Raw genomic sequence first — 26,164 nt, 5'->3', positions numbered from 1 at the left:
CTAGGAGGGAGAATTCATGTTAGCAGAGGTTTCAAAAAATGTGTTCCTTTATGCTTCACAAAGTAAAGGGTTAAATAAGGCAGCTAAAAAGTGGGGACTTCGATTTGGAGCTTCTCAGGTTGTTGCGGGAGATACGATTGAAAGTGCCATTAAAAAGGTTCGGGAATTAAATAGTAAAGGCTTGGATTGTACACTGGATCATTTAGGGGAATTCGTTTTTAGCAAAGAAGAAGCAACCGAAGCAACCGAATATAATGTTAGAACGTTACAAGCCATCGCTAGCGCCGGGGTAAATAGTAATTTATCAGTTAAAATGACCCAGCTTGGGCTCGATATTGATCGGGATTTTTGTGTTAAAAATATGCGCCGAATTCTTGAGACAGCCAAGGAGAACAATAATTTCGTCCGAATTGATATGGAAGATCATGCACATTGTCAAATCACGTTAGATATCCTGAGAGAACTGCGTCAAACGTATGACAATGTAGGAACCGTAATTCAAGCTTATCTATTTCGAGCTGAACAAGATGTGAAAGAGTTAAAAGGAATTCCTCTTCGTTTAGTTAAAGGAGCTTATAAAGAGTCTCCTGAAGTCGCTTACCAAGAGAAAAAAGAAGTAGATGAAAATTACTTGAGAATTATTAAAGAGCATTTGCTAAGCGGAAGCTATACGGCGGTTGCTTCCCATGATCATCAGATCATTGCCAAAGTAAAAGAATTCGCTCAAACACATCATATACCACGTGACCAATTTGAATTTCAGATGTTATATGGATTTAGAACGGACATGCAGTTGAGTTTGGTAAAGGAAGGATATAAAATGCGCGTTTACATTCCTTTTGGCAATGATTGGTTTGGGTATTTTATGCGCCGGTTAGCAGAAAGACCACAAAATGTAGCTTTTGCTCTTAAGGGACTCTTTTCTAAGTAATACTTGAAAATGATCAAAACACTCTAACAAAAAATTATTGGAGGATTATTTCGTGTGGGTCATTACTGCTTATACAAAGAACAACATCCAAATGTTTGAGTTTGACACTGAAAAAGAAGCAAATGAGGCTTTCAGGAGAATTCAAGGTTATAAAATCCTTTCAAATGTTGTTTATTTTAATGATTCTTATTTAGTTGAATCCTACTAAAATATGATTAAAGTATAATTTGTTGAAAGTGATACCCTAGTATATAACAACAAGAAGGAGCAATGGTGATGTTAAAGGATATTTTTATGGGATTATCCCAAAACCAATTTCTTAATAGCGCGGCTAAAAAGTATGGATTGAAATTAGGGGCACAAAGTGTTGTTGCAGGTACGAATATTGAAGAAACGATTAAAAGCATTAAAGAGCTTAACGCAAATGGAATCTCTTGCACGGTCGATAACTTGGGAGAGTTTGTCTTTAAAAAGGAAGAGGCGATCGCCGCAAGAGACCAAATTTTAAAGGTCATCGAAGCGATTCATAAGAATAACGTAGATGCACACATCTCTTTAAAACCAACACAATTAGGTTTAGATATTGATTACAATTTCTGTTTGGAAAATCTTAAAGAAATCGTTCATCAAGCTAGCAATTATAGCATTTTTGTTAATTTTGATATGGAGGATTATGGACATTTACAGCCTTCTTTTGATATTTTAGATGAATTATCGTTGGAATATGATAATGTTGGTACGGTGATTCAGGCATATTTCCTCAATGCCAAAGAAAATCTTGAAAAATATAAAAATTATCGTCTCCGTATTGTAAAAGGTGCCTATAAAGAACCGGAACATTATGCCTACCAGGATAAGAAAGAGATCGATAAAAACTTTATTAAGCTAATTGAATGGCATTTATTAAATGGAAAATTTACATCCATTGCGACACATGATCATAAAATCATTAACCATGTGAAACAATTTGTTAAAAAGCATGATATTCCAAATGATAAATTTGAATTCCAAATGCTATATGGGTTTAGAAAAGACCTTCAGCTGAAATTAGCAAATGAAGGATACAAATTCTGTACCTATGTGCCTTTCGGTAAAGACTGGTACGGTTATTTTATGCGCCGTCTTGCTGAAAGACCGCAAAACTTAAATCTTGTTGCTAAACAAGTATTCAACAAAAAAACCAACACAATGGTTGGCTTGGCTGCAGGGGCATTTTTAATGGGCAGACTAACTAAGAACAATAAAAAAAGGAAGTAATTTAGCTTCATTAAAAGGGCGCTTTTCTGAAAAAGAGAGCGCCCTTTTACTTTTTCCTTAATCTTCTCATTTATATAAGCAGCAGGAATGAATAATGGCCGATGCGCTACTAGGAACATCGGCCAAGGAAGTGGAAATCTCTTTTAATAGTGTTACTATTTTTTACTCCTGAATCTTAGTTTAACCCATACTCTTTAATTTTATTATATAGTGTTCCTCTGGATATACCGAGTAATTTGGCTGCGGCACTCTTGTTTCCATAAGTTTTGCGTAAAGCTTCTTCAATCATCGATGCTTCATCTTTTATAGGTGCAAGTTCCTTTAATGTGGCTTCTCTCTTGCCTGGAACATTGCTGTTGCTTTCAGAAAAAGTATTCATTATATTTTTAGGAAGATGATTAAGTGTAATTATATTTTCATCATTTAGTATAATAAAACGTTCCACAACATTTCGAAGCTCACGAACATTTCCCGGCCAATCATAATTCATCAATATAGTCATAACCTTGGGATTAATCTCCGGAATAGGTTTCTTATACTTAGAACTAAATTCCTGTACAAATTGTAGAACAAGTTTCATAATATCCTCTTTTCTATTACGTAAAGGAGGAATATCGATTGTGATTACAGTTAAACGGTAATAAAGGGCTTCGTTAAATTCCCCAGCCTTTGCCATCGCCTCTAATGGCTGAGAAGTAGAGGCAATCACCCGTATTTTTGTCGTAATCAATTCCGTTCCGCCTACTCGATAAAAGGATTGTTGCTCCAAGTAGTTGAGGAATTTTTCTTGAATATCGAGTGGCATTTTGTCAATTTCTTCAAGAAACAAAGTTCCGTTACATGCTTGTTCAATTTTACCGGCTTGCCAAGTTTTCCTATCAGATGTAAAAACCCCTTCTTGATATCCGAATAATTCAGCCTCTAAAAGACCTGAAGGAATCGTTGAGCAATTCACAGAAACAAAAGGTCCGGTGTTTCTTGAGCCTCCATAATGGATCGCCTGTGCTAACATTTCTTTTCCAGAACCAGGTTCTCCAGTTAAAAGGACGGGTATCTCTGCAGAGGCAACTTTTTGTGCAATTTGTAATGCTTGTTGAATTTCTGGACTAACACCAATGATTGAATCAAAAGGATTGTCTTGGTGGATAAGCGATGGCACCGAAGAATCCAGTTCCTCATTTAATCGGACGAATCCAGTAATATCGCGTTCAATTGCGATCCCCCCAATAATGATATTCTCTTTAATAATGGGAGAAGCGTTAATCAGCACGTGGGTATCATGATTAGGGCGGTGATAAGCCCCGCGAACAGTACGCCCTTCATTTAAAATATGGTGCAATATTAGGGATTCTGCATTAAAATGCTCTCCAATCTTTTGCCCAAGGATATTTTCGCGTTTAATTTTATAGGTACCCTCTGCTACGGAATTCCAGCAAATAACCGTACCTTCTTGATCTACAGCGGTGACTGCATCATTAATTGTTTCCGCTAATGTATTAAAGTAAGCGGATACCTTTTTGTTTTCCCCATCTAGGTATTGAATCCATTGATGAGCCGTTAAAACCCCAAAAATCTCCTCTTTATCATGATTCTGAATCAGGACTGGCCGTCTCCAATCTATTTTAGATGTAGAAAGTTCAAAACTTGTAGAGACAGTGGAAGGGAGCCAGTTTACTTTATCAACCCATTCGATTACAGGTAACGAATCCTCCGCCAATGCTATAAAGCTATACTCACTATTTGCAATCGTGTAGTAGTTATTTCCTGAGACAACAACATAATCATACTCTAAAAGTTTGTTTTTTATTTGTATTAAAGTTATATCCGGTCCAACTAAAGTAAAGGAGTTTTCTGGACGCAGCTGCCCAATATTGAACATAATAAACCCCTTTCATTACGGTTTTATATTAAATGTATCATGTTTTATACATTATTATCTAGTGAAAGAGTAATAAAACAAATGTGTTTAAATAAATAATTGCAAGGTTAAATTAGGTCACCTTTCATTTGTTATTGTGGTAAAGTATTATCGTGCTAAAATTCTGAAAATTTTGTTGACAACAAGAGATTCCATCGCATACAATAATTATCATAGCAATAGGAATATTTATATTTTTTTAAGGAGATTGAGACAAATGAGACGGTTTATACATCCAAATATTAAAATTAAATATTCCATTAAGATTATTAAAGAGGCTGGACTCCTAAACTAAGTAAACAGGATTCCAGCCTCTTTCTTTATTTAACTAAAGTGGTAGAGGAGAGATAATAAATGATTACATTAACTGGCCAAGGATTAACATTAAAAGAAATGAAAGAAGTACTATACGGTGGTCAAAAGGTTCAAGCATCAGAAAAAAGCATGGTAGCAGTTAAAAAGAGCAGGGAAGCAGTAGATCGCATTGTTTCTCAATCGAAAGTTATCTACGGGATTACAACTGGTTTTGGTAAATTTAGTGATGTATTAATCGACCAAAATGATGTTCAAGACCTTCAGTTAAACTTAATCCGTTCTCATGCATGCGGTGTCGGCGAACCATTCCCTGAAGATGTCGCAAAAGCGATGGTTCTTCTCCGTGCAAATGCACTATTAAAAGGTTTTTCAGGGGTTCGTCCAGTTGTTATTGAAACATTATTGAAGCTAGTCAATCACGACATTGTTCCTGTTATTCCACAGCAAGGTTCACTTGGTGCAAGTGGAGATTTAGCGCCGCTATCCCACTTAGCATTAGTACTTGTTGGTGAGGGTGAGGTATTTTATCAAGGAAACCGCATGGATTCACTAAGAGCCTTCCAAATTGAAGGACTTACACCAATTACTTTAGAAGCAAAAGAAGGACTAGGAATCATCAATGGAACACAGGCGATGACAGCAATGGGCGTTGTCGGCTACCTAGAAGCAGAACAACTTGCCTTTGAAAGTGAACTGATTTCTTCAATGACGATTGAAGGACTAACTGGAATCATCGATGCATTTGATGAAGATATTCATGTTGCCCGCGGCTATCAGCAGCAAATCGACACAGCTGCAAGAATCCGCAGCTATTTAAGTGACAGCTTACTGACTACACAACAAGGTGAACTTCGTGTACAAGATGCTTATTCACTCCGCTGTATCCCGCAGGTTCATGGAGCTTCTTGGCAGGCACTTGATTATGTGAAAGAAAAATTAGAAATTGAAATGAATGCGGCTACAGACAATCCATTAATTTTTGATGATGGCGATAAAGTTATTTCAGGCGGTAACTTCCACGGTCAGCCAATTGCATTTGCAATGGACTTTATGAAGATTGCGGTTGCGGAAATGGCCAATATTTCAGAACGCCGTATTGAAAGACTAATCAATCCGCAATTGAATGATCTTCCGCCATTCTTAAGTCCTGAACCAGGCTTACAGTCCGGTGCGATGATTATGCAATATGTTGCGGCGGCACTTGTATCTGAAAATAAGACATTGGCACACCCTGCAAGTGTGGATTCGATCCCATCTTCTGCAAACCAAGAAGATCACGTAAGTATGGGAACCATTGCTTCCAGACATGCACATCAAATTATTCAAAATGCAAGAAGAGTTCTTGCGATTGAATTTATTTGTGCAATGCAGGCTGTAGAATACCGCGGCGTTGATAAAATGGCAACTCAAACAAGAAGATTATATGATAAAGGAAGAGAGTCTGTTCCTTCTATTACAAAGGACCGTGTCTTCTCGAAGGATATTGAAAAAGCAGCAGAAGTTCTAAAAACAATGGATTTTGCTGAATTAACTCAACAAGTTGCATTATAATACTAAAAAGCGTGAGGATAGCCTCACGCTTTTATTCTTCTTCCTCAACTCGGTTTTTGAATGCTTCCTGGGTTACGATTAATTCCTCATCTTCAATGACTTCCCGAGTATGCTTTGCAGTAAGGCTGTTTTTGGGAAAATCACCTGGATGGTTTTTCTTTTTATGATTGAAATGTTCTCCACGTGCCAAATTCAACACTCCTTTCGTATTCGCTTGTAGCATTCCCCCAAAAAGGATAAATCATTACAATTGGGCTGATATGCATATTGCAGATTAGTTGATATACTTTACATAGTACGTATGGTAAAAAGGAGGCTTTAACAATGGATTTGTTTCATATTGTCTCAGAAGACCGTATTAAAAAAGCGTATGAAAATGGTGAATTTGATAATCTTCCTGGTTATGGGAAGCCGCTGCCAATTGATGATCTCGCAGGTGTCCCGGAAGAATTACGCATGGCCTATAAACTGTTGAAAAATTCAGGTTATACGGAAGAAGAGGGCCACTTACGCCGGGAATTGACGACAATTGAGGATCTGATGAGGAAATGTGATGATCCTGAAGAGCGGGAAAGACTTCGAAGGAAGTTAAATGAAAAACTTCTGCGCTTTAATCAAATGATGTCCAAACGGGGTGTTAAAACCAATTCATCCATATTTAAAAACTATGAAGGTCTAATCAGCCTTGGATGAAAGAAAATATTTGACGGAACTGAAGAAAGTGACCCTCCAGGGCTGTTGGAAGGACAAAATTCTCTCGAAAACCAGAAAAGTGTCTCTCCAGAGCAGCTAGAAAGACAAAATTCATCAAAACTGAAGAAAGTGTCCCTCCAGCCAACAAACATTCAAAACTCCCCCAAATACTCCCTTACAATCTCAATAAATGTCTTCAAAGCCTTTGTTTGGTAGGCAGATTGCGTTATCATGGAAAAATTCCGTTTAAAAGGCAGCCCCTCCACATGAATAATCCGGATATAGCCATGAACAAGCTCTTTTTCAATGGCCCAGCGTGACAATAGACTAATCCCAAGCCCCGCCTCAACAGACTCCTTAATTACCTGGGTGCTTCCAAATTCCATTATTTTTTTTGGAGTAAATCCATGCAGGTGAAAAAAGTTTTCCGCGGCCTCCCTAGTACCCGAACCTTCTTCTCTTAAAATCCATATTTCATCCTCCAAGTCGGAAAAACTTTTTTCTCTGAGCTTCGACAAAAGCTGATGCGTCGGGGAAGCAACGATGACCATTTTGTCTTCTGATAGGACTTCTGAACTTAAATGGTCATCGTTTAAAAAACCCTCAATGATCCCAATATCCAATTGATGTGTCCGCACCAGTTCAATGACTTCCTTTGTATTTTGAATCTTGATTGTTGGACGAATCAGGGGGTACCGCCACTGCATTCTGGAAATAATATGTGGCAGAATATATTCCCCAAAAGTATAACTCGCGCCAATTGAAATCTGTCCGCTAGCTTTATTTGTCAAATCATCGACTAATGATTGCATTTTTGTATAAAGTGCCAAAATTTCTTTTGCATGATGATAGACAATCTCTCCGGCCTTATTGAGACGTACATATTTATTGCTTCTTTCAAGCAGCCTCGCACCTACGGATTCCTCCAATGTTCTAATATATTGACTCACTGCAGGCTGTGTCATATGCAGCTCTTCTGCAGCTTTAGAAAAATTCTCTTTTTCCACAACCTTTACAAATACCTCTAAATGTTGATCCATTCCTTATCACCTTATGTATATAAATTTACTTATCATCCCTATTATATATCTTTATTTTCCTTATGCACGAACGAGGAGTATCCTGAAATTAGAAAATAAATGGAGTGATAAAAAATGGGGAACTTGAATGCTAAAGTTTTATCTGTTAATGAACAGGACAGTCTTCAGCAAAAAAATCCGCAACCTAAGCCAGCCGTCGGTTTGTGGTTAGGCGGTATCGCCTTCACGATTGTGGTTGCCGCACTTGGTTATGCTTTATCCATCGTCCCTGGTTTTGATCATGTTGGACCACTTGCTTGTGCGATTGTGATCGCGGTCATTTACCGGCAATTTTTCGGCTATCCTGAAAAAATCCGGGCCGGAATTCAATTTTCTGCAAAACGCTTTTTACGTTTTGCCATCATCTTGTACGGATTAAAACTGAATATTGATATTGTTCTTCATCAAGGGCTTGGATTACTTGCACGCGATGTAGGTGTTATCGCTTTTGCCATATTATTAACGATATGGCTCGGGAAATTGCTAAAAGCGGAATCATCCCTTTCCCTTCTTCTTGGAGTTGGTACTGGAGTATGTGGGGCAGCAGCGATTGCAGCCGTTTCACCCATTATCAAAGCAAAGGATGAAGATACCGCAATTGGTGTTGGGATTATTGCCCTCGTTGGGACTATATTTTCCATTATGTATACTATCCTCCGTCCGTTCCTTCCGTTATCCGCGATTGATTATGGTATCTGGAGCGGAACCAGTCTGCACGAAATTGCCCATGTCGCTTTAGCGGGAGCTCCCGCGGGTCCTGATGGCTTGGCGATTGCATTGCTGGCGAAATTAGGAAGGGTACTGCTGCTCGTTCCTTTATGTTTCATTCTTATGTATTGGATGAAACGGAAAAATAAAGAGAAAACAGGTGATACGAAAATTGAATTTCCATGGTTTTTAATTGGTTTTATTTTTATGAGTTTGCTTGGCAGCTATGTCCTCGGTAAATCCATACCGGTTTCAAAAGCAGCTATGGATGGAGTGGCAACTGCTACAACCTTTATTTTGACGTCTGCTATGGTTGGGCTTGGTTTGAATGTGAGCTTGCGTGACCTCCGAACAAAAGCAGCACGTCCGCTGATTGCAATGTTGATTACATCCGTTGTTCTTTCCATTGTTACTTTTTTTATCGCATAAAAAAAGCTGGCTTTGGTGAAATCTATCACTAGACTTCACTCATCGCTAGCTTTTTTTGATATAAAAGAAAGAAAATTTCTACTTCGAGAATTGTCCAGCTCCTAGCCCCTCGATACATAAGCCAATCCGTCAATAAGGTTAAAGAGCAACCTTCTCGCCGGCTTTTCTTATGCTGGTCGGGGCTGATCAAGGCGCTTGCGCTTTTCTTAAAATACAATTTTATCCAAAGGGTTTTACAAGGTAAATATCGTACTAGTTATAGTGGAGAGGATTTTTGTCGAACTCTGATTCTTTCATACCTGTCCAAAGGAGTTGTATAACCATGAAAGTTCTTTGTATTGGCGGAGCCAATATTGATCGTAAAATACAATCTATCAATCACCTTACTCATAAAACATCCAATCCTGCCAAAAGTACGATGTCCTGTGGCGGAGTTGCACGGAATATTGCTGAAAACCTAGGACGTCTTGGTTTAGAGAGTGCATTACTCGGTTATGTGGGGGATGATCCCGATGGAAAATGGCTGAGAAAAACGACAGAAAAATTTGTCGATATAAGCCTTTTGGATGCCCTGCCGGGAAAAGCAACTGGAAGCTATACAGCTGTACTTGATGAAGAAGGTGAGATGGTAATTGCCTTGGCAGATATGGCGATTTATGACCATATGGAAGAGGATATAATTGAAAAAAAATGGCCGCGAAATCGCCCGCAAATGGTGTTACTCGATACAAATTTCCCTGTTGAAATTATTGAAAGTGTCATTCAACATTGCCGAAATGAAAAGATTCCTATTTGCATTGCTACCGTCTCTGTTTCGAAAACGAAAAAATTACCACGTTCTCTTGAAGGAGTAACCTGGCTCGTCGCCAATGAAAAAGAAGCGGAAGCTTTGTCGAAGATTGAAATTAAAACGGAGGGAGACTTTTTTAAAGCGGCTGTGGAAATTTTAAAGAGAGGCGTTAAAAAGGTTGTCATTACCAGGGGTGACAAGGGATTAATTTATTTTACAAAGGACAGGGAAGCCGGGGCATTGGTTGCTCCAGAAGTGCCGGTAATCGACGTAACAGGCGCGGGGGATTCACTTATTGCCGGAATCATCTATGGAGATTTGAAAGGTTTAAATACAGAAGATTCTTGCAAAGTTGGTCTTTGTTGTTCCTACTTGACTATTCGTTCGAAAGAAACAGTAAATCCCGAACTAAACAATCAAAATCTAACAAATGCATTTCAAAGATATTTCTGCATGGGGACCCCGGCAAAGGGGATATAAATCAATTTGACCATTCAAAAGGGAGGAAATTCGACGGAAATTCCCTCCCTTTTCCATAAAATTGTATTTTTTGGCTAAAACCTTCTTTATTTTAATGTGTAAAGGCTACTTTTATGTCTAAAAATGGAGTAATTTGTGACAAAAAGTAGTTTGAAAGTGATAAAAAATTGACAAAATCCAACACCTTACTAAAAAAGAACTATTTATAATAGACGTATCGTAAAAAGATTAAGTGTTTAGTCCTAAAAAGAAAAATGACTAATTACTTAATGAACAACACAAGCAGAAAAAGGCAAACCTTTTGAAAAAGAGGGACGCAAAGCCGAGGATCTAAGGTAGGGTTCTTCTTGAAGTGTAAGGAAATTTAGACTTTGAGAATTGTCCAGCGCAAGAGTCCTGCCTCTCTAGGGAAAAAATGAACTGCTTTTTTCCTAGGTCGCTTCGGCCCAGCCGATGAAGTCAAAGAACGACTTCACCGTCTGGACCGCAAGCATCTGTCGGGGCTGAACAAGGCGCTTGAGCTTTTCTTACTAGGATGGCCGGGCTGCCTGGAATACATATGTATTTTAGGGGTGAGTTTAGTTGGTAAACACAGAACATGCTGTAGAAATAATGGACGAGGAATGGATGAATCTAATTCTTGAAGCAAAAAGACTTGGAATTACGAAAGAAACCGTTCGAACATTTCTTAACCAAAGTGATTTTAAGGAGCAGTTGATTGAGAAATGTTAAGGTACATACAAGAAAAGCATAAGGCGCCTTGGGCTGGACAATTCTTAAAGATGCAACATAAAATTTCTGTTAACAAAAAAAGGCATTCCCAAATGATGAAATCATAATCTTTTTGGGAATGCCTTCTTTTTTTATCAAAACTACTTATTCTGATCTATCCGCCACTTGTTGAATTCAAGGAAATCACGGAATTGTTGTTTCGAAACACCTGAATTCATTGCTTCTTTTACAATTTTCAGCCACTCACTGTCCAATTCCTCTTTACCGATTTGTTCATGGATTAAATAATCGACTGGAACATTTAAGACCGCCGAAATTTTTTCAAGAAATTGAATCGAAGGATTTGTTTGCAAGTTTCTTTCCAAGGAACTCAAATAAGACTTTGCGACCCCCGCCTGTTCAGCAAGCTCGGAAAGGGACATTTTCTTTTCAAGACGAAGCTTTTTTACGCGTTCACCGATCATGGTATCTCACACACCTAATAAAGAATAATCTATAATATAATATTACCAAACGGAATAAAAAAGTTCCATATTACGAACGACGTATTTTTATCATAAAAGTGACAAGTTAACAAAAAATTAATAATTTAAATCACTTTTTTGAAAAAATGACTGGATAGAGATAAGATGATTTTAGAATATGGTACTGTTAATATAATATTATGTGTATTGAAAAACATAAAAAGGCAGGGAGAACAATGATTGTTTTAAAATCACAAAGAGAAATTGAAGCGATGCAAAAAGCGGGAGAAATTCTTGCTTCATGCCATAAAGAAATAGCGAAATTAATTAAACCGGGTGTAACGACTTGGGAAATTGAAGAATTTGTTGAAGATTTTTTAAAGAAAAATCATGCTACCGCGGAGCAAAAGGGCTATAAAGGCTATGAATTTACCACATGTGCGAGTATTAATGATGAAATCTGTCACGGATTCCCTCGAAAAGAACCTTTGAAAGAGGGAGACATTGTTACCATTGATATGGTGGTAAATTATAATGGAGCATTGGCCGATTCGGCATGGTCGTATGCAGTTGGAGATGTCTCTCCTGAAACCGATCATTTATTAAAGGTAACGAAAGAGGCGCTTTATAAAGGGATTGAACAGGCGGTACCGGGTAATCGAATCGGAGATATTGGACACGCGATTCAAAAATACGTTGAAAGCGAAGGATTATCGGTCGTACGAGATTTCATCGGACATGGTATCGGAACTGTTATTCATGAAAAACCGGATGTACCGCATTACGGACTACCAGGGAAAGGGCCGCGCATTAAAGAAGGAATGGTTTTTACGATTGAACCAATGGTAAATGTTGGCATGTACCATACGAAAATGGATTTGAATGGCTGGACGGCACGAACCGTTGATGGAACGTATTCAGCCCAATATGAGCATACCATTGCCATAACAAAAGAAGGTCCTATTATCCTGACTGAACAATAAGAAAAGCGCAAGCGCCCTGCTCAGCCCCGACAGGACCGAAGCAACCTCGGGGGGCAGGACGCTTGTGCTGGACAATTCTCGAAGCCGAATTTTCTTACCTCAAAATAAAAAGCAGATCCATTAAGGATCTGCTTACTTATTTTTCCTTAGGTTCCCAAGTTCCTCAACGAGTGCCTGCATTTCATTTGGACTGAAGGAGTTTTTCTTCATAACCAATTCATAAATTTCTTTTAAATCTTCGTACATATCTTCGTCAAAATGAGTCGGTTTAATTGCACCCAGATTTAGAACTTTTAATTTTTCTTTAATTTGTTCAATCATATATTCGACATTTTCAGTTGATTTTTGCGACAAGTTCATTCCGGACATCCTTTCCGAATTTTACTTTCATCTTTTCATTATAATGGGGATATGTCAATAAAAATATTGTTTTATTCGCTTATAAAAAGGGAATGGTTAATGGCAGAATATTAAATATTTCCATTTAAGCTTGCATAGGGGATGGGCTTAGCGGAAAATGGATGTAGAGATGATAATTTGTACGAAAAAAGGAGAGTTTAAAGTGACAAAGAGGAATCAATTTTGGAAAGGAATGCTTTTGGGAGCAGTAGCAGGTGGTGCCATTAGCCTTTTCGATAAAGATACACGGGAAATCATGAAGGAACATGTTCTAAAGGTATCGAATAAGGGACTCTACATTGTGAAGCATCCGAAGGAAATTGCAGGACAAATAAAGGAAACGGCAATCAGGATAAAAGAAACAGTGGAGGATGTAAGTGAGGATATTTCCTTTATCACTGATAAAGTGGATGAACTTCGTGAACTTACTCCGAAAGTAACCGACATTGTAAAGGAAACAAAAGAAGCCTTCACAGATGACGAAGATTCATGGCTTGAGGATTCCGTCATAAAAGCAGATTAATACGATTAAGGAGGGATATAAGTGGAAAAGGGAGGAAATGTTCGTTCATCTTTAATCCGATTACTGTGGCATCGAATTGAAGAAGATGATTTGAATGGATTAAGTGCCCAGCTTGCCTACTTTTTTCTCTTATCCTTGTTTCCTCTCCTCATTTTTCTTTTTACATTACTTCCATATATATCGATTCCCCATCAAGATGTTCTTGGAGTGATCAAAGGGTTTGCTCCTATAGAAGCAATGGATTTAATTGAAAAAAATGTGAAATATATTATGAATCATCGAAATGGCGGCCTGCTTTCTTTTGGGGTTATAGGTACTATTTGGTCAGCTTCCAATGGAATTAATGCAGTTGTCAGGGCATTTAATAAAGCCTACAATGTGAAAGAAAATCGCTCCTTTATAGTTGCGAGAGGAGTGGCCATTCTTTTAACCCTGGGAATGATTTTTGTTTTTATCCTTGCCATTATTTTACCGGTTTTCGGGAGGGAAATTGGCGTATTTTTGTTTTCACAGGTAGGATTTTCGAAAGAGTTTGGTAAGATTTGGGACACCCTAAGCTATCTTGTCAGTGCGATTATTTTATTTTTGATTTTTACAGGTTTATATTGGATTGCTCCGAATGTGAAATTGCGGTGCATAAGCGCAGTTCCGGGTGCGGCCTTTGCCACAATCGGCTGGATTGTTACCTCCATGGGATTACGCTTATATGTTGAGAATTTTAGCAATTTCTCGCTGACCTATGGAAGTATTGGAGCCATAATTGTGTTAATGATTTGGCTGTATTTATCTGCTTTCATCATTATTTTAGGCGGGGAAATCAACGCTTACTATAGTGATAAAAGAAAGAAAAACTGTTAAATGCCCCACATTTTTCCTTTATGAAATCGTGGAATTTGCTCAAACTATGATTGGGGATTACCTACAAATATTGAGGGAGGCTTATACCATGACAAAAAAAACGAAAAAAGATGGCGGCACAAAACAAAAAGGGAATAAGAGTAGTCCAAAACAAAAAACCTCAGGGTCTGCAAATGGCTCGAATGGATACCACTAAAATGGAGCGACAAGGCGCTTAGTTTGTAAAATAGAAAAGGCCGGGGTTTTCCCCCGGTCTTCATGATGATTTTAATAATCTTAAACTGTTTAGAATGACCAGAATGGTGCTTCCTTCATGGCCAATTACTCCGAACGGCAAATCAAGAATTTGAAAAAAGTTTGAAGCGATTAGCAGCATGATAACAGTTATCGAAAAAACAACATTTTGTTTAATGATTTTATTCATTCTTTGCGATAAGCGTACAGCTTCTGCAATCCTCGGCAAATCATTTTTCATTAAGACAATATCGGCTGTTTCCAGAGCCACATCTGTCCCTTCACCCATGGCAATTCCAACGTTTGCAATCGCTAGGGCAGGTGCATCATTAATTCCATCGCCCACCATTGCCACTGTTTTAAACTTATTCTTTAATCGTTTAAGCTGATCTACCTTTTCTTCCGGCAGGCATTCAGCGAAATATTGATCGACATGGCTTTCAGCCGCAATCGCGCTGGCAGTTGTTTGACTATCGCCAGTAAGCATAACGGTATAAATTCCTTTTTGCTTTAATTGATCAATCGCTATTTTTGTTTCTTCCCTCACAACATCCTTTAAGGCAATCATTGCAGAGAGAGTGCCGTTAATTTCAATGAAAACAAGGGTATTTCCTAGGCTGGCCAGTTCTTTTGCTTTTCCATCTGCAAATAACTCTGTCTTTCCTTTTTCAACAAAATCGGCCTTCCCGATTTTCCACTGATCACCGTCGATCATTGCTTTCACACCCCAGCCAGGTATGTCTTCAAGTGTGTCGAGGTGGAGGAGCTCACGGTTAAGCTGCTGTTTTGTATATTTGACAATTGCTTGTGCGAGCGGATGGTTTGAAAGATTCTCGATGGAGGCCGCTTTCCATAAAAGATCTTCCTGATCTAGTCCATCCTTTACGATGATTTCTGTTACTTCTGGTTTTCCTTTTGTCAACGTTCCAGTTTTATCAAAGGCAATCGCCTCAAGCGAGCTCAAATTTTCAAGATGTACCCCGCCTTTTACCAAAATTCCATGCTTTGCTCCATTGGAAATAGCAGATAAGGTGGCAGGCATAATCGAAGCGACCAATGCACATGGGGAGGCAACCACAAGTAAAATCATCGCTCTATAAAACGATTCATGCCAACTCCAGCCCAATAAGAAGTGCGGGATGAAAAACATTAGGAAGACTACAGCCAAAACCACTTTTACATAAGTTCCTTCGAAACGCTCAATAAAAAGCTGGGAAGGTGATTTTTCACTTTGTGCCGATTGAACTAGCTGAATGATTTTCTGAAAAAGAGTGTCACTGCTAGCCTTGGTAACTTGAACCATAATGGAACCTGTCATGTTAACCGTTCCCGCAAGTACTTCCTCCTGATCTCCTTTGGAAACAGGCATCGATTCACCGGTAATTGCTGCTTCATCAATATTGGTTTTTCCTTTAACAATGATACCGTCCGAAGGGATGCGCTCCCCCGGTTTTACAAGAATCTGGTCTCCAACCTTGAGCTCAGAAGTTGGGATCCTTTTTTCGACCCCATTTTTGATTAAAAGGGCTTCTTCAGGTTGAAGCTCCATTAACGAAGAAATTTCCTTATGGCTTTTATTCATCGTATACGTTTCTAAGGCACCGCTGACGGCAAAAATAAAGATTAATATGGCTCCTTCTGTCCAGTAGCCAATGATTGCCGAACCAATTGCGGCAAAAATCATCAGCATTTCTACATTTAGTTCTTTATTTTCATACGTTTCCTCAATGCCTTCTTTCGCTTTGGCAAATCCTCCAATTACGAAAGCAAGTAAATAAGCAATGATGGAATCTACCTCGTTATCGTATTTATCCAATAGCCACCCTGCAAGAATTAATACTCCGCTTACTGCGGCAGCAATCAATTCTGCATGCGGCTTAATTTTTTCAATGAAGCTAATTTTTTGAAGTTGATCATTTGAAAGTGTCTTTGCATCGGAACCCATTTTTTCCCCCTCCTTATTTCTCATTATACTGCAAGTTAAATTGTTGGTCAATTCTAATTGATAAAATAATCACTTAAATGAGAATGATATTCATGTGTATTTATTAATTTAATTGGGGTTGAAGTATGTTCTTTTTTAATTAAATGATAATAATTATTAATTATAAATTTAAATTGAGAACTGATTGATAAAAAGAATCATCCTCACTATCCTTAAAAAATACGAAAGCTGTCATCCAATTGATGACAGCAAATACTTATTTTAGATTTTTTATGATATAAAAATTTATAAATTGCTTTGAGAATTGTCCAGCTTCAGCGCCTAGGGGCTCGAGGGCACAAGCCAATCCGTCAAACAGGTTAAAGAGCAACCTTCTCGCCGGCTCGTCTTGTGCTTGTCGCCCCTGACCAAGGCGCTTGCGCTTTTCTTGTATCCATTCATTCTACCACACATTCTATGTTTCAGAAGTGAATTTTGCCCCCAAAATAAAGGTTAAGATAAATCATTCATTTTTTGACCTTCGGGGATCGAAGCTGTTCTTTTTCCAAAAAGATAAATAATCAGGGATAGAACAAGGAGCATCGTACTAATAATATAGAAGAAATTTACGTTTTTGAAAAATTGGATAAACAAGCCGCCAATAATCGGACCACTCAAGCTTCCCAAGCTAAAAAAGATGCCGCATAATAGATTTCCTGTTGCCAAAAGTTTTTTTGGAACAAGGTCCGTCATAAAGCTAATTCCAAGCGAAAACGTGGAACCGACGGCCATCCCGGAAAAAAGAAAGCTGATAAATAAACCAATTAAGGAATGTTCCAGAAAGCTTGCAGCAGTAAAGCCCAAAAATCCAAGAAATAAAACCGTGATTAAAACATTCTTGCGTCCATAGCGGTCACTTAACATTCCTAAAGGCAGCTGCGTCAAAATACTTCCGATGGCAAAACCCGATAAAACGATAGAGACACTTGCTACATTAATGTCTGTACGTAAGGCATAGACGGGAAAGCTTCCATTTAAAGATGACTCCAAAAAACCATAAGAGAAGGGTGGTAAAAATGCTACCCAGCCATACTTCAATGCCTGACTAAACCGTTTAATTGTTCTTAAAAATGAATTGATTCCTGCATCTTGTTCAGGATATTCATTTTTTAGCGCTAATAAAAAGAACCAGCCAATTAAGCAAAGGACAGATGAAACGATGAAGGGAAGGGACTTATTGATATTCACCAATGGTGTCATCAGCGGGCCGGCTGCAAAGCCAATCCCGAAAAATAATCCATACAGGGCGACATTTCTTCCTCGTTTACTATGCGGCGAGGAAGAAGTAATCCAGGTTTGCGTTGCAAAATGAAGTGAGTGGTCACCAATTCCAATCAGCAAACGTAAAACAAACCAAAACCAAAAGGATTGCCAAATTGGAAAAAGGGCGAGTGCTGCAACCACGATTCCGCCTCCCACTAAAATTACCGGTTTATAACCATATTTTCTTAAAGGCATCTCCATAAATGGAGAAACGAAAAGAATTCCAATATAAAGTGCCGTGGCATTAAGCCCATTTAAGGAGGAAGAAACACCGCTTTTTTCAAAAATAACCGCAATGAGCGGCAGGAGCATCCCTTGAGAAAACCCGGAAATGGCAACAATACTGACTAAAATCGAAAAATGAAATTGATTTTTTTGCATAAACTTACCTCATACTACTTTTCTAAAAATAATTGCATCTAACTGATGGTATCGGGAAAATCCAGTATTTGCAAGCAGAAAAAATGAAAACTTTAATTAGCTGCAATAGTGTAATCTCATTGAAGGGGGTTTATCAAGGGAATAGTAGTATTGATGGAAAATATCGCATGGAGGGAACGCCGTGACAAATAAAATTTTTATGCTCATGACATTTATTGGAGTGCCGCTTTCCATTATTGGTACACTATTGCATTGGTCTAGTATCCTTTTATTTATTATTTATTGCTTAACGATTATTGCATTGGCAAGCTTTATGGGCAGGGCCACTGAAAGTTTGGCAATAGTGGCCGGACCAAGAATTGGCGGTCTTTTAAATGCTACCTTTGGGAATGCAGTTGAGTTAATTATTTCAATTTTTTCATTGAAAGCCGGTCTGATTGGAATTGTCCTGGCCTCGCTAACCGGTTCTGTGTTGGGCAATCTGCTTCTCGTTGCCGGTTTATCCTTTTTTGTCGGTGGTATTAAATACAAACGTCAGGAATTTAATATTTATGATGCCCGCCATAATTCGGGTCTTCTGATGTTTGCTGTTATGATTGCCTTTGTGATCCCTGAGGTTTTTTCAATGAATATGAATGAGAGCAAAAAACTGACCTTAAGCGTAGGAATATCGATTATCTTGATTATTTTGTATTTAGCAGCGTTATTTTTCAAACTTGTTACGCATCGGGGTGTTTACAATCATGATAAAGAAAATACAGTTCATGTGGAAGAAACTCCGGAATGGGGGAAAGGGAAGGCTATTGCGGTTTTGGCCATTGCCACGATTGTGGTTGCCTATATATCAGAGCATCTTGTTCATACCTTTGAGGTAGTAGCGGAATCCTTTGGCTGGACGGAGATGTTCATTGGTATTATCATTGTCGCGATTGTTGGAAATGCGGCAGAACATGCATCAGCTGTTTTGATGGCTTTTAAAAATAAAATGGATATCGCGGTGGAAATCGCCATTGGCTCGACGCTTCAGGTTGCCATGTTTGTTCTTCCGGTCCTGGTTCTTATTTCCCTTTTATTTGAAACCTCGATGCCGCTGTTATTTAGCTGGCAGGAACTCATTGCAATGGCCTCATCTGTGCTGCTAATGGTCGTAATCTCGAACGATGGGGAATCCAATTGGTTTGAAGGTCTGACCCTAATCGCCGCCTATGTGATATTGGGGATTGGATTCTTCCTGTTATAAATAACAAAGACTCTAAGTCAATGACTCAGAGTCTCTTTTTGCTTCATTTTCATGTACGGGTAATGCATTTTCATGTACGTGTAATTCACTTCAATGTACTATATGACAATTTCTAAACAGGCTAAAATCAATCTTGCTTTTCTATGGGACCATCAATCACCAACCTTCATGTTAGTTAAGAACGAACCTGAAAAGAAACACGAGTGTTGAATTTCATATAAGTCGGGGATCCCAACCTCCTTAGTGATAATTGGTTAGCAGATTGATTGCTGCCCTCCTTTTTTAAAAGGTTAAGTTTATTATAAATCATTGTTTAAATTTTGTAAATGTTCTGATTATTACATTTTTGTGTCATTTCTCTGAATACAGTCAGAAACGAAAAGGAAATGATTGGCTTGAACAGAAATTATTTTTCAATATGGATAATATTAAGGAACTCCGAAAAAACTATGAGCAGACGGTTGGAATGCATATGTTGAAAGGAGTTTTTTTAGTGAAAAAATTAGCCTCTGTCCTTATGTCCATGCTATTAATCATGATGATTTTACCAACTGCTTTCGCCGAAAAAGCTGCGGTGAAAAGAGAGGCAGTAAAAACTACTGTTCCCTCCCATGTTCGAAATATTTCAAAGGAAAACACTTATCCTAATTCGACACAGGATCTGCCGTTATTGCAGCCAAGTGAATTAACGAAGAAGTTAATTGATTCTTCAAGGGTCAGGATTCAAAATCCTGATTTGATTCGCATGCTCAATGAGTCCAGTATCAATAGCACCCCATTTGCGATTGGTTATCGTGCCATCATATACTTGGGCCAATGGCCGTTGAACTATGAATCAACTGAAACATCGACAAATTGGGAGTATCAAAAGATCAACACGAATTTTTTTGATAATCGCGGCAGCAAATCACCCTATAAGATTCACTATGTCCAAGAATCGCAAAAAATCGTTCGAGGCGGTTTGACCTCAAAAATCGCGGATGCGGAAATGGTTAAGAAAATGATGCTGTTAACGGCTATGGAAAAAACCCGTTTGCCACTTGCATTTGAAACGGTTATTGGCGGCGGAACGAAAAATGACCATGTTTACAATATACCGTCCAACCGCCTGGGCTATTTATTTGCTTATGCACCAGGGGTAAGTGAAAAAGGAAAGGTCACTTACGGGGAAGTCTATCTTATGTTAAAAGGAAGTAAGAAGTTTATTGTGATTAAAAATGTCACTTCACAAGGCATTGGTGCATGGATTCCGGTTCAGGATTATGTATCATTTGGTTTTGTTGCACCTGAACAACCACGTTGACTTGAACATTGACTCCTACAGATAGGTTTGGTAGGGGTCTTTTTTAGATTAGGATCTGGTTGGTAAAAAGGTTTTCACCAGATAAGTTTGGCATTGGCGACAATTTGGTATGTTTTCCGGATTGAAGTGTCACCAATGGGGTTTTATAGGCGACACTTTTACCAGATTTTAAAATGGAATTGTCACCAATGCGGGTTATAGGCGACACTTTTTCTAAATTTTAAAATGGAATTGTCGCCAATGCGGGTTATAGGCGACACTTTTGCCAGATTTTAAAATGGAATTGTCGCCAATGCGGGTAATAGGCGACACTTTTGCCAAATTTTAAAATGGAATTGTCGCCAATGCGGGTAATAGGCGACACTTTTGCCAAATTTTAAAATGGAAATGTCACCAATGAGGGTAATAGGCGACACTTTTGCCAGATTTTAAAATGGAATTGTCACCAATGCGGGTAATAGGCGACACTTTTGCTAAATTTTCAAATGGAACTGTCGCCAATGAGGGTAATAGGCGACACTTTTACCAGATTTTAAAATGGAATTGTCGCCAATGAGGGTAATAGGCGACACTTTTGCTAAATTTTCAAATGGAATTGTCGCCAATGCGGGTAATAGGCGACACTTTTGCCAAATTTTAAAATGGAATTGTCGCCAATAGGGTAATAGGCGACACTTTTGCCAAATTTTAAAATGGAATTGTCGCCAATAGGGTTTATAGGAGATACTATAAGCCAATCTTGGATAAAAAATTGCCAAATGCCGGATTTTTCGGTAGGATAGAAACGTTCATGAAAGGAGAGAAACCGATTTGGGAAGCCCTGTACAAGATAAAAATATGCAAGTTACGTTTTTAAAACAACGATTAAATATGTTTATTGATGTGCTAGATGCCATTGATCCGGAGGATGCGGATCTTGAGGATATTGACCGCTTAATTTCTATTCTTGACGATATGGAATCAAAATGCCGGGAATTTAATCATCGTGAAAGCGAATGATTCTGTTTATATAAAACAGAATCTGAATGGATAAAAGAAAAAGCTGGATAGTAGAAGGGGGAAAATCATAAGGTTAATATGGTTTTCCCCTTTTAATTTTGAAAAGTATTCCAATGATTTCGGTGTAGGTAAAGTAAGAAAACCACAATCAATTCCTCCGTTTGAAATCCACTGCTCTAAAGTAGTATAATCACCTTCAAACAATTTCACGTCGATTCCTGAATGATCATCTTGAAACTGTTTTAAAATATGGGGCAACCATTGCGTTGCGACACTTGTAAATGTACCTATTCGTACTACACCTACTTCTAGGCCATTAATTGCTGCTGCCTCTTGCTTCATTCAATCATTAAAGATCAAAATATCACGAATATACGTAAGCATCCGTTCTCCGTTACTAATTAAATGAATACCAGACCGCCCTCTAGTGATTAAAGAAAAGCCTAATTCATTTTCAAGACTATTAATGGCATAGCTGATACCAGACTGTGTTAAGCTTAACATTTCTCCGGCTTTTGGCTGAAGAGCCTCAGAGACAAAATATTGAGATTTGGATCTTGTTCTTCATCTACCAAATAGGATTTTGATACATTTTAAGGTTAAAAATATAAAATTTTTTTTAGGTAATGTCTCGGACTTTTTTGCATGATAAAATGAATGCATAAATTACATAAAAGATAAATCAGCAGAAAGGAGTTACTTATGCTAATAAATATTATTTTAATTTTTGCACTTCAATTGGTGTATGTCCCTATCTTGACACTTCGGACCATTTTTTTAGTGAAGAATATGAGTATAGCGGCTTCATCATTTGGAATACTAGAGGCACTAGTTTATGTTTTCGGTCTTTCCTTAGTTTTTTCAGGTCACCAAAGCATTGCTGAAATGGTCGTTTATGCTGTAGGTTTTGGCGTAGGATTATATATTGGTTCACGGATAGAAAATAAGCTAGCCATTGGTTACACTTGTTTGGTTGTAAATTTAATGGAAATTAATGAAGAACTTATTGCTTTATTAAGAAATAAAGGATTTGGGGTTACCGTCTTTGAAGGGATGGGACGTGATAGTAAAAGATATCAATTAGAAATACTAACAAAGCGAAACCGTGAAAATGAAGTAATGGATTTAATCGAAGAATACGAGCCAAAAGCATTCATCATCTCTTATGAACCACGAAAATTTAAAGGTGGTTACTTAATTAAAGCGATGAAAAAGCATTTGAAAAAGGCAACACTGTGAAACAAATGTAACTTATTATGAAAATAAAAAAAGGATTGTGTGTATAGTTGTAAAACTACCACGCAATCCTTTTTTATGAGATAAGAAAGAATTTCGGCTTCGAGAATTGTCCAGCTCCAGCGCCTAGCCCCTCGAGGTCACAAGCCAATCCGTCCAAAAGGTTAAAGAACAACCTTTCGGCCGGCTTGTCTTGTGCTATGCCTGGGGCTGAGCAAGGCGCTTGCGCTTTTCTTATTTCAAGCAGTGTTAAATAAATTTGTAGAGATACTTTACACACTGTCCAATGCAGCACATCAAGACTTGATGTATCTTTACATCGGTTGATATTTAAAAAATTCTTAATTTTGAAATTTACATTCATAGCCTTGTCTGTTTCATTATGTTTTTTGGAGTTTACCTCATTATACCAAGTAACCGATTGCAACCTAATTCTTTAATTATTAGGCGGATAGGAGTATAATGGATTGCGTCAAATAGTTATAAAATTAAAAACGATAAATAGTGGGACAAAGGGAAAGGGGTACTCGAATTGAATATTGAAAAATTTCAAGAAAGCATGTACAAGCTGATTGTTGAAACTTCAACGAAATTGCCAAAAGACGTTCGTCGTGCAGTTAAAGCGGCAAAGGAAAAAGAAAATGGCGGTACAAGTGCGGCAATGAGCCTTGCAACAATCACAAACAATATTAAAATGGCGGATGATCAAGTTTCACCAATCTGCCAGGATACCGGTCTTCCAACCTTTAAAATTAAAACTCCAGTTGGGGTTAACCAATTAGAATTAAAAGAAGCGATCCGAAATGCCATCGTATTGGCAACTAAAGAAGCTAAATTACGTCCAAACTCTGTTGACTCCTTAACAGGTGAAAACAGCGGCGATAATCTTGGTGCCGGCTTACCAGTCATTAAGTTTGATCAATGGGAAAAAGATTACATTGATGTCCGCCTAATTCTAAAAGGCGGCGGCTGTGAAAATAAAAACATCCAATACAGCCTGCCATGTGAACTTGAAGGCCTTGGCCGTGCCGGTCGTGACCTTGACGGTATTCGTAAATGTATCATGCATTCTGTTTACCAAGCACAAGGACAAGGCTGCAGCGCCGGCTTCATCGGTGTTGGTATCGGCGGCGACCGTTCTTCTGGCTATGATTTAGCAAAAGAACAACTATTCCGTTCTGTTGAAGATGTTAATCCGAACGAAGATCTTCGCAAGTTAGAAGAATACGTAATGGAAAATGCCAATAAACTAGGCATTGGTACAATGGGCTTTGGCGGCGAAGCAACCCTTTTAGGCTGTAAAGTTGGTGTCATGAACCGTATCCCTGCCAGCTTCTATGTTTCAGTTGCTTACAACTGCTGGGCATTCCGTCGCATGGGTGTAGCGGTAAGTGCGGAAACTGGAGAAATCAATGAATGGATGTACCAAGACGGGGAATTCATTGATTTTGCACAATCTGAAGCTGAAAAAGAAACAGCTGCAGCAAAATCTGAAGGTGTGATTACATTAACAGCACCAATTACGGAAGAGCAAATCCGCGAATTGAAGGTAGGCGACGTTGTTCAGATTACTGGAATGATGTACACTGGCCGTGATGCGATTCATAAGCATTTAATGGATAACGATGCACCAGTGGATTTAAATGGACAAGTAATCTACCACTGCGGACCAGTTATGCAAAAAGACGAAAACGGCGTATGGCATGTGAAGGCTGCGGGCCCAACAACAAGTATTCGTGAGGAGCCTTACCAAGGTGATATCATGAAGAAATTCGGTATTCGTGCGGTTATCGGTAAAGGCGGTATGGGACCAAAAACATTGGCTGCATTGAAAGAACATGGCGGCGTATACCTAAATGGGATCGGCGGCGCGGCTCAGTATTATGCTGACTGTATTAAATCAGTTGAAGGCGTTGACCTTATGCAATTTGGTATCCCAGAAGCAATGTGGCACTTACGCGTTGAAGGCTTTACTGCGGTTGTAACAATGGATTCTCATGGCAACAGCTTGCATGCTGATGTTGATAAGTCTTCATTGGAAAAATTGGCACAGTTTAAGGAACCGGTTTTTAAATAAGAATCGTTTTTGGGGGATGAGCGCGTGCGCTTGTCCCTTTTTTCCCGTGAAATGGAAGATTGGCGGGAGCCGAATACTCCGTTTTGGTGGGAATTGTTGATATCCGGCAAAAAAGTGTTGATAAATGATGAAAAAGTGTCGATATCCTGCAAATTTTCGTTGATATATTTCAAAAAAGTGTCGATATCTGCCCAAAAATTGTTGATAAAATAAAATAGTCAAAAAGTTGTCTCATTTTAGAGCAAAGATTTACTCCAAATCACGATAAAATTAAACTCAAAAGACTAAGGAGTGATATTTTTGCTTGAAAAAGATCTGATCAAACCGATTTTACTAGAACAACACGAAGCACTTGAACGAAGAATAGCTAAAAATCATCCAAGCAGGGCCGATATTGAAGAAAAACTGATAAATTTAAGATCGGGGTATCGAGGTGAAAAGACTCTACACTACTATTTAAGCTTACTTCCACCAAAAAAGTACCAAATTTTCCACGACATTCGACTCTCCCACGGAGAATCCTTTTTCCAAATCGATGCTTTTCTACATTCTGAAAAATCCGGACTAATCGTAGATAGCAAAAACTATTCTGGTTCACTTTTATTAGAACGACATCAACTGACCCAAGAGGTAAATGAAAATAAAAGGGTATATTCAAATCCACTTTCTCAGGTTGCCCGCCATAAAATATTGTTAAATTACTTTTTCGAAAAAAATCAATTACCGAGCATCCCCTTAGATCACCTCGTTTGTTTCACAAACTCAAAAGCCACTTTACAAATAACCCCCGGATACATAGAGGCAGAAAAGAAAGTTTGCAGAGCCGAAAATCTTTTAATGAAAATTGCCGAACATGAAAAGTTCTTTAAAAAAGACTATCTTGATCTAAAACAAATGGGTAAAATAAAAAGACAAATTTTAAATAAACATACACCACTACAAAGTGATGTCCTCCAAGTGTACAATATTTACCCAAGTGAATTAATCCCGGGTGTTCAGTGCCCAATATGTTTGTTTCTTCCTATGAGCTATAAGGGAAGAAAATGGGTATGCCCCGAGTGTAATACGATATCAAAAGATGCTCATCTTCCCGCTATCAATGACTTCTTTCTCCTAATTAAGCCCTTTATCACAAACAGAGAATTGTGCTGGTTTCTTCAGCTACCAACTCCAAGAACCGCAGCCTATTTATTTTACATTTTGAATTTTCCGCATACCGGCACCAACAAAGGCCGCATCTACCACCAACCAAAATCTTTCCTATAAGTTCCATCTATGTTTTCCCGTCTAAAACAAACACTAAAAAAAACAAAATAGGGGGAACATGGATGAAAAAA

26 protein-coding genes and 1 riboswitch are annotated in these 26,164 nt (G+C 38.4%); of the genes, 17 read left to right on the top strand and 9 right to left on the bottom strand.

What is annotated here, in order from left to right:
* Positions 1-16: 16 nt before the first annotated feature.
* The 3 genes from BIV60_RS07600 (at position 17) to BIV60_RS07595 (ending at position 2,188) form a co-directional block, all read left to right on the top strand.
* A complete protein-coding gene (locus BIV60_RS07600) occupies positions 17-931 on the top strand; it encodes a proline dehydrogenase family protein (protein WP_071355124.1) in 915 nt (304 codons plus the stop codon).
* A gap of 52 nt (positions 932-983) precedes the next feature.
* A complete protein-coding gene (locus tag BIV60_RS29520; RefSeq protein ID WP_177177240.1) occupies positions 984-1,139 on the top strand; it encodes a hypothetical protein in 156 nt (51 codons plus the stop codon).
* Positions 1,140-1,204: 65 nt separating this feature from the next.
* Positions 1,205-2,188 carry a proline dehydrogenase family protein gene (locus BIV60_RS07595; RefSeq protein ID WP_071355183.1) on the top strand — a complete coding sequence of 328 codons (984 nt, stop codon included), beginning with the start codon at positions 1,205-1,207 and terminating at the stop codon, positions 2,186-2,188.
* Between the two features lie 175 nt (positions 2,189-2,363).
* On the opposite strand, the gene BIV60_RS07590 is transcribed toward BIV60_RS07595, so the two are convergent.
* Positions 2,364-4,067, bottom strand: a complete 1,704-nt coding sequence (locus BIV60_RS07590) for a sigma-54 interaction domain-containing protein (protein ID WP_071355123.1) — start codon at positions 4,065-4,067, stop codon at positions 2,364-2,366.
* 393 nt (positions 4,068-4,460) lie between these two features.
* Between BIV60_RS07590 and hutH the strand changes: the two genes are divergently transcribed.
* The gene (gene hutH / locus BIV60_RS07585) at positions 4,461-5,972 is read left to right on the top strand and encodes a histidine ammonia-lyase (RefSeq protein WP_071355122.1); all 1,512 of its coding nucleotides are present in this window, start codon (positions 4,461-4,463) and stop codon (positions 5,970-5,972) included.
* A 31-nt stretch (positions 5,973-6,003) separates the two neighbouring features.
* On the opposite strand, the gene BIV60_RS29515 is transcribed toward hutH, so the two are convergent.
* A complete protein-coding gene (locus BIV60_RS29515; protein ID WP_177177238.1) occupies positions 6,004-6,195 on the bottom strand; it encodes a hypothetical protein in 192 nt (63 codons plus the stop codon).
* 101 nt (positions 6,196-6,296) lie between these two features.
* Between BIV60_RS29515 and BIV60_RS07580 the strand changes: the two genes are divergently transcribed.
* Positions 6,297-6,665 (top strand): DnaJ family domain-containing protein, encoded by a 369-nt coding sequence (locus BIV60_RS07580; protein ID WP_071355121.1) that lies wholly within the window; start codon positions 6,297-6,299, stop codon positions 6,663-6,665.
* 152 nt (positions 6,666-6,817) lie between these two features.
* Here the strand turns inward: BIV60_RS07580 and BIV60_RS07575 are convergent, their stop codons facing one another.
* On the bottom strand, positions 6,818-7,705 hold the full coding sequence (locus BIV60_RS07575; protein ID WP_071355120.1) for a LysR family transcriptional regulator: 888 nt from the start codon (positions 7,703-7,705) through the stop codon (positions 6,818-6,820).
* A gap of 114 nt (positions 7,706-7,819) precedes the next feature.
* Here BIV60_RS07575 and BIV60_RS07570 point away from each other — a divergent pair, with 114 nt between their 5' ends.
* The 3 genes from BIV60_RS07570 (at position 7,820) to BIV60_RS28215 (ending at position 10,883) form a co-directional block, all read left to right on the top strand.
* Positions 7,820-8,881 (top strand): YeiH family protein, encoded by a 1,062-nt coding sequence (locus BIV60_RS07570; RefSeq protein ID WP_071355119.1) that lies wholly within the window; start codon positions 7,820-7,822, stop codon positions 8,879-8,881.
* A gap of 322 nt (positions 8,882-9,203) precedes the next feature.
* On the top strand, positions 9,204-10,151 hold the full coding sequence (locus BIV60_RS07565) for a carbohydrate kinase family protein (RefSeq protein ID WP_071355118.1): 948 nt from the start codon (positions 9,204-9,206) through the stop codon (positions 10,149-10,151).
* Positions 10,152-10,432: 281 nt separating this feature from the next.
* Positions 10,433-10,500, top strand: a riboswitch (cyclic di-GMP riboswitch).
* A 233-nt stretch (positions 10,501-10,733) separates the two neighbouring features.
* Positions 10,734-10,883 (top strand): anti-repressor SinI family protein, encoded by a 150-nt coding sequence (locus BIV60_RS28215; protein ID WP_083402145.1) that lies wholly within the window; start codon positions 10,734-10,736, stop codon positions 10,881-10,883.
* Positions 10,884-11,023: 140 nt separating this feature from the next.
* On the opposite strand, the gene BIV60_RS07560 is transcribed toward BIV60_RS28215, so the two are convergent.
* A complete protein-coding gene (locus tag BIV60_RS07560; RefSeq protein WP_071355117.1) occupies positions 11,024-11,347 on the bottom strand; it encodes a helix-turn-helix domain-containing protein in 324 nt (107 codons plus the stop codon).
* 236 nt (positions 11,348-11,583) lie between these two features.
* Here BIV60_RS07560 and map point away from each other — a divergent pair, with 236 nt between their 5' ends.
* Positions 11,584-12,330 carry a type I methionyl aminopeptidase gene (gene map, locus BIV60_RS07555; RefSeq protein WP_071355116.1) on the top strand — a complete coding sequence of 249 codons (747 nt, stop codon included), beginning with the start codon at positions 11,584-11,586 and terminating at the stop codon, positions 12,328-12,330.
* A 132-nt stretch (positions 12,331-12,462) separates the two neighbouring features.
* Here map and BIV60_RS07550 read toward each other — a convergent pair whose 3' ends face one another.
* On the bottom strand, positions 12,463-12,690 hold the full coding sequence (locus BIV60_RS07550) for a DUF1128 domain-containing protein (protein ID WP_071355115.1): 228 nt from the start codon (positions 12,688-12,690) through the stop codon (positions 12,463-12,465).
* Between the two features lie 202 nt (positions 12,691-12,892).
* Here BIV60_RS07550 and BIV60_RS07545 point away from each other — a divergent pair, with 202 nt between their 5' ends.
* Together BIV60_RS07545 and BIV60_RS07540 are read left to right on the top strand one after the other, a co-directional pair.
* On the top strand, positions 12,893-13,252 hold the full coding sequence (locus BIV60_RS07545) for a YtxH domain-containing protein (protein WP_071355182.1): 360 nt from the start codon (positions 12,893-12,895) through the stop codon (positions 13,250-13,252).
* A gap of 21 nt (positions 13,253-13,273) precedes the next feature.
* Positions 13,274-14,110 carry a YihY/virulence factor BrkB family protein gene (locus tag BIV60_RS07540; protein WP_071355114.1) on the top strand — a complete coding sequence of 279 codons (837 nt, stop codon included), beginning with the start codon at positions 13,274-13,276 and terminating at the stop codon, positions 14,108-14,110.
* A gap of 256 nt (positions 14,111-14,366) precedes the next feature.
* Here the strand turns inward: BIV60_RS07540 and BIV60_RS07535 are convergent, their stop codons facing one another.
* Both BIV60_RS07535 and BIV60_RS07530 read right to left on the bottom strand, forming a co-directional pair.
* Positions 14,367-16,289: a heavy metal translocating P-type ATPase gene (locus BIV60_RS07535; RefSeq protein WP_071355113.1), complete on the bottom strand. Its 1,923-nt coding sequence runs from the start codon at positions 16,287-16,289 to the stop codon at positions 14,367-14,369.
* Between the two features lie 492 nt (positions 16,290-16,781).
* The gene (locus tag BIV60_RS07530) at positions 16,782-17,972 is read right to left on the bottom strand and encodes an MFS transporter (RefSeq protein WP_071355112.1); all 1,191 of its coding nucleotides are present in this window, start codon (positions 17,970-17,972) and stop codon (positions 16,782-16,784) included.
* A 181-nt stretch (positions 17,973-18,153) separates the two neighbouring features.
* On the opposite strand from BIV60_RS07530, the gene cax reads away from it, so the two are divergent.
* From cax to BIV60_RS07515, 3 genes are all read left to right on the top strand, one after another.
* The gene (cax, locus tag BIV60_RS07525; protein WP_071355111.1) at positions 18,154-19,212 is read left to right on the top strand and encodes a calcium/proton exchanger; all 1,059 of its coding nucleotides are present in this window, start codon (positions 18,154-18,156) and stop codon (positions 19,210-19,212) included.
* Positions 19,213-19,729: 517 nt separating this feature from the next.
* Positions 19,730-20,515 (top strand): YfkD famly protein, encoded by a 786-nt coding sequence (locus BIV60_RS07520; protein ID WP_371261512.1) that lies wholly within the window; start codon positions 19,730-19,732, stop codon positions 20,513-20,515.
* Between the two features lie 810 nt (positions 20,516-21,325).
* Positions 21,326-21,514 carry an SE1561 family protein gene (locus tag BIV60_RS07515; RefSeq protein ID WP_071355110.1) on the top strand — a complete coding sequence of 63 codons (189 nt, stop codon included), beginning with the start codon at positions 21,326-21,328 and terminating at the stop codon, positions 21,512-21,514.
* Positions 21,515-21,520: 6 nt separating this feature from the next.
* Here the strand turns inward: BIV60_RS07515 and BIV60_RS07510 are convergent, their stop codons facing one another.
* Positions 21,521-21,856, bottom strand: a complete 336-nt coding sequence (locus tag BIV60_RS07510) for a LysR family transcriptional regulator substrate-binding protein (protein WP_071355109.1) — start codon at positions 21,854-21,856, stop codon at positions 21,521-21,523.
* Positions 21,857-22,018, bottom strand: coding sequence for a LysR family transcriptional regulator (locus BIV60_RS30240; protein ID WP_256218334.1), 162 nt, complete (start codon positions 22,016-22,018; stop codon positions 21,857-21,859). It abuts the gene before it with no gap.
* A 198-nt stretch (positions 22,019-22,216) separates the two neighbouring features.
* Between BIV60_RS30240 and BIV60_RS07505 the strand changes: the two genes are divergently transcribed.
* The 3 genes from BIV60_RS07505 to BIV60_RS07485 all read left to right on the top strand — a co-directional run bounded on the left by BIV60_RS07505 (position 22,217) and on the right by BIV60_RS07485 (position 26,093).
* Positions 22,217-22,753, top strand: a complete 537-nt coding sequence (locus tag BIV60_RS07505) for a DUF2179 domain-containing protein (RefSeq protein WP_071355108.1) — start codon at positions 22,217-22,219, stop codon at positions 22,751-22,753.
* A 529-nt stretch (positions 22,754-23,282) separates the two neighbouring features.
* Positions 23,283-24,827, top strand: a complete 1,545-nt coding sequence (locus BIV60_RS07495; protein WP_071355106.1) for a fumarate hydratase — start codon at positions 23,283-23,285, stop codon at positions 24,825-24,827.
* A gap of 300 nt (positions 24,828-25,127) precedes the next feature.
* The gene (locus BIV60_RS07485) at positions 25,128-26,093 is read left to right on the top strand and encodes a nuclease-related domain-containing protein (RefSeq protein ID WP_071355104.1); all 966 of its coding nucleotides are present in this window, start codon (positions 25,128-25,130) and stop codon (positions 26,091-26,093) included.
* Positions 26,094-26,164 lie beyond the last annotated feature (71 nt).

The organism is Bacillus sp. MUM 116, from assembly GCF_001866655.1.
In the GTDB taxonomy this organism is placed as follows: domain Bacteria; phylum Bacillota; class Bacilli; order Bacillales; family Cytobacillaceae; genus Neobacillus.
The sequence above is the reverse complement of the archived record's forward strand: the minus strand, read 5'-3'. Positions and strand labels throughout refer to the sequence as shown.

What these genes read in the sequence shown, in the direction of transcription:
- BIV60_RS07600 (WP_071355124.1), top strand. Translation starts at nt 17, where the DNA reads ATGTTAGCAGAGGTTTCAAAAAATGTGTTCCTTTATGCTTCACAAAGT.
- BIV60_RS07590 (WP_071355123.1), bottom strand. Translation starts at nt 4,067, where the DNA reads ATGTTCAATATTGGGCAGCTGCGTCCAGAAAACTCCTTTACTTTAGTT.
- hutH (WP_071355122.1), top strand. Translation starts at nt 4,461, where the DNA reads ATGATTACATTAACTGGCCAAGGATTAACATTAAAAGAAATGAAAGAA.
- BIV60_RS29515 (WP_177177238.1), bottom strand. Translation starts at nt 6,195, where the DNA reads ATGCTACAAGCGAATACGAAAGGAGTGTTGAATTTGGCACGTGGAGAA.
- BIV60_RS07580 (WP_071355121.1), top strand. Translation starts at nt 6,297, where the DNA reads ATGGATTTGTTTCATATTGTCTCAGAAGACCGTATTAAAAAAGCGTAT.
- BIV60_RS07575 (WP_071355120.1), bottom strand. Translation starts at nt 7,705, where the DNA reads ATGGATCAACATTTAGAGGTATTTGTAAAGGTTGTGGAAAAAGAGAAT.
- BIV60_RS07570 (WP_071355119.1), top strand. Translation starts at nt 7,820, where the DNA reads ATGGGGAACTTGAATGCTAAAGTTTTATCTGTTAATGAACAGGACAGT.
- BIV60_RS07565 (WP_071355118.1), top strand. Translation starts at nt 9,204, where the DNA reads ATGAAAGTTCTTTGTATTGGCGGAGCCAATATTGATCGTAAAATACAA.
- BIV60_RS07560 (WP_071355117.1), bottom strand. Translation starts at nt 11,347, where the DNA reads ATGATCGGTGAACGCGTAAAAAAGCTTCGTCTTGAAAAGAAAATGTCC.
- map (WP_071355116.1), top strand. Translation starts at nt 11,584, where the DNA reads ATGATTGTTTTAAAATCACAAAGAGAAATTGAAGCGATGCAAAAAGCG.
- BIV60_RS07550 (WP_071355115.1), bottom strand. Translation starts at nt 12,690, where the DNA reads ATGAACTTGTCGCAAAAATCAACTGAAAATGTCGAATATATGATTGAA.
- BIV60_RS07535 (WP_071355113.1), bottom strand. Translation starts at nt 16,289, where the DNA reads ATGGGTTCCGATGCAAAGACACTTTCAAATGATCAACTTCAAAAAATT.
- BIV60_RS07530 (WP_071355112.1), bottom strand. Translation starts at nt 17,972, where the DNA reads ATGCAAAAAAATCAATTTCATTTTTCGATTTTAGTCAGTATTGTTGCC.
- BIV60_RS07520 (WP_371261512.1), top strand. Translation starts at nt 19,730, where the DNA reads ATGTCCATGCTATTAATCATGATGATTTTACCAACTGCTTTCGCCGAA.
- BIV60_RS07510 (WP_071355109.1), bottom strand. Translation starts at nt 21,856, where the DNA reads ATGAAGCAAGAGGCAGCAGCAATTAATGGCCTAGAAGTAGGTGTAGTA.
- BIV60_RS30240 (WP_256218334.1), bottom strand. Translation starts at nt 22,018, where the DNA reads ATGTTAAGCTTAACACAGTCTGGTATCAGCTATGCCATTAATAGTCTT.
- BIV60_RS07505 (WP_071355108.1), top strand. Translation starts at nt 22,217, where the DNA reads ATGCTAATAAATATTATTTTAATTTTTGCACTTCAATTGGTGTATGTC.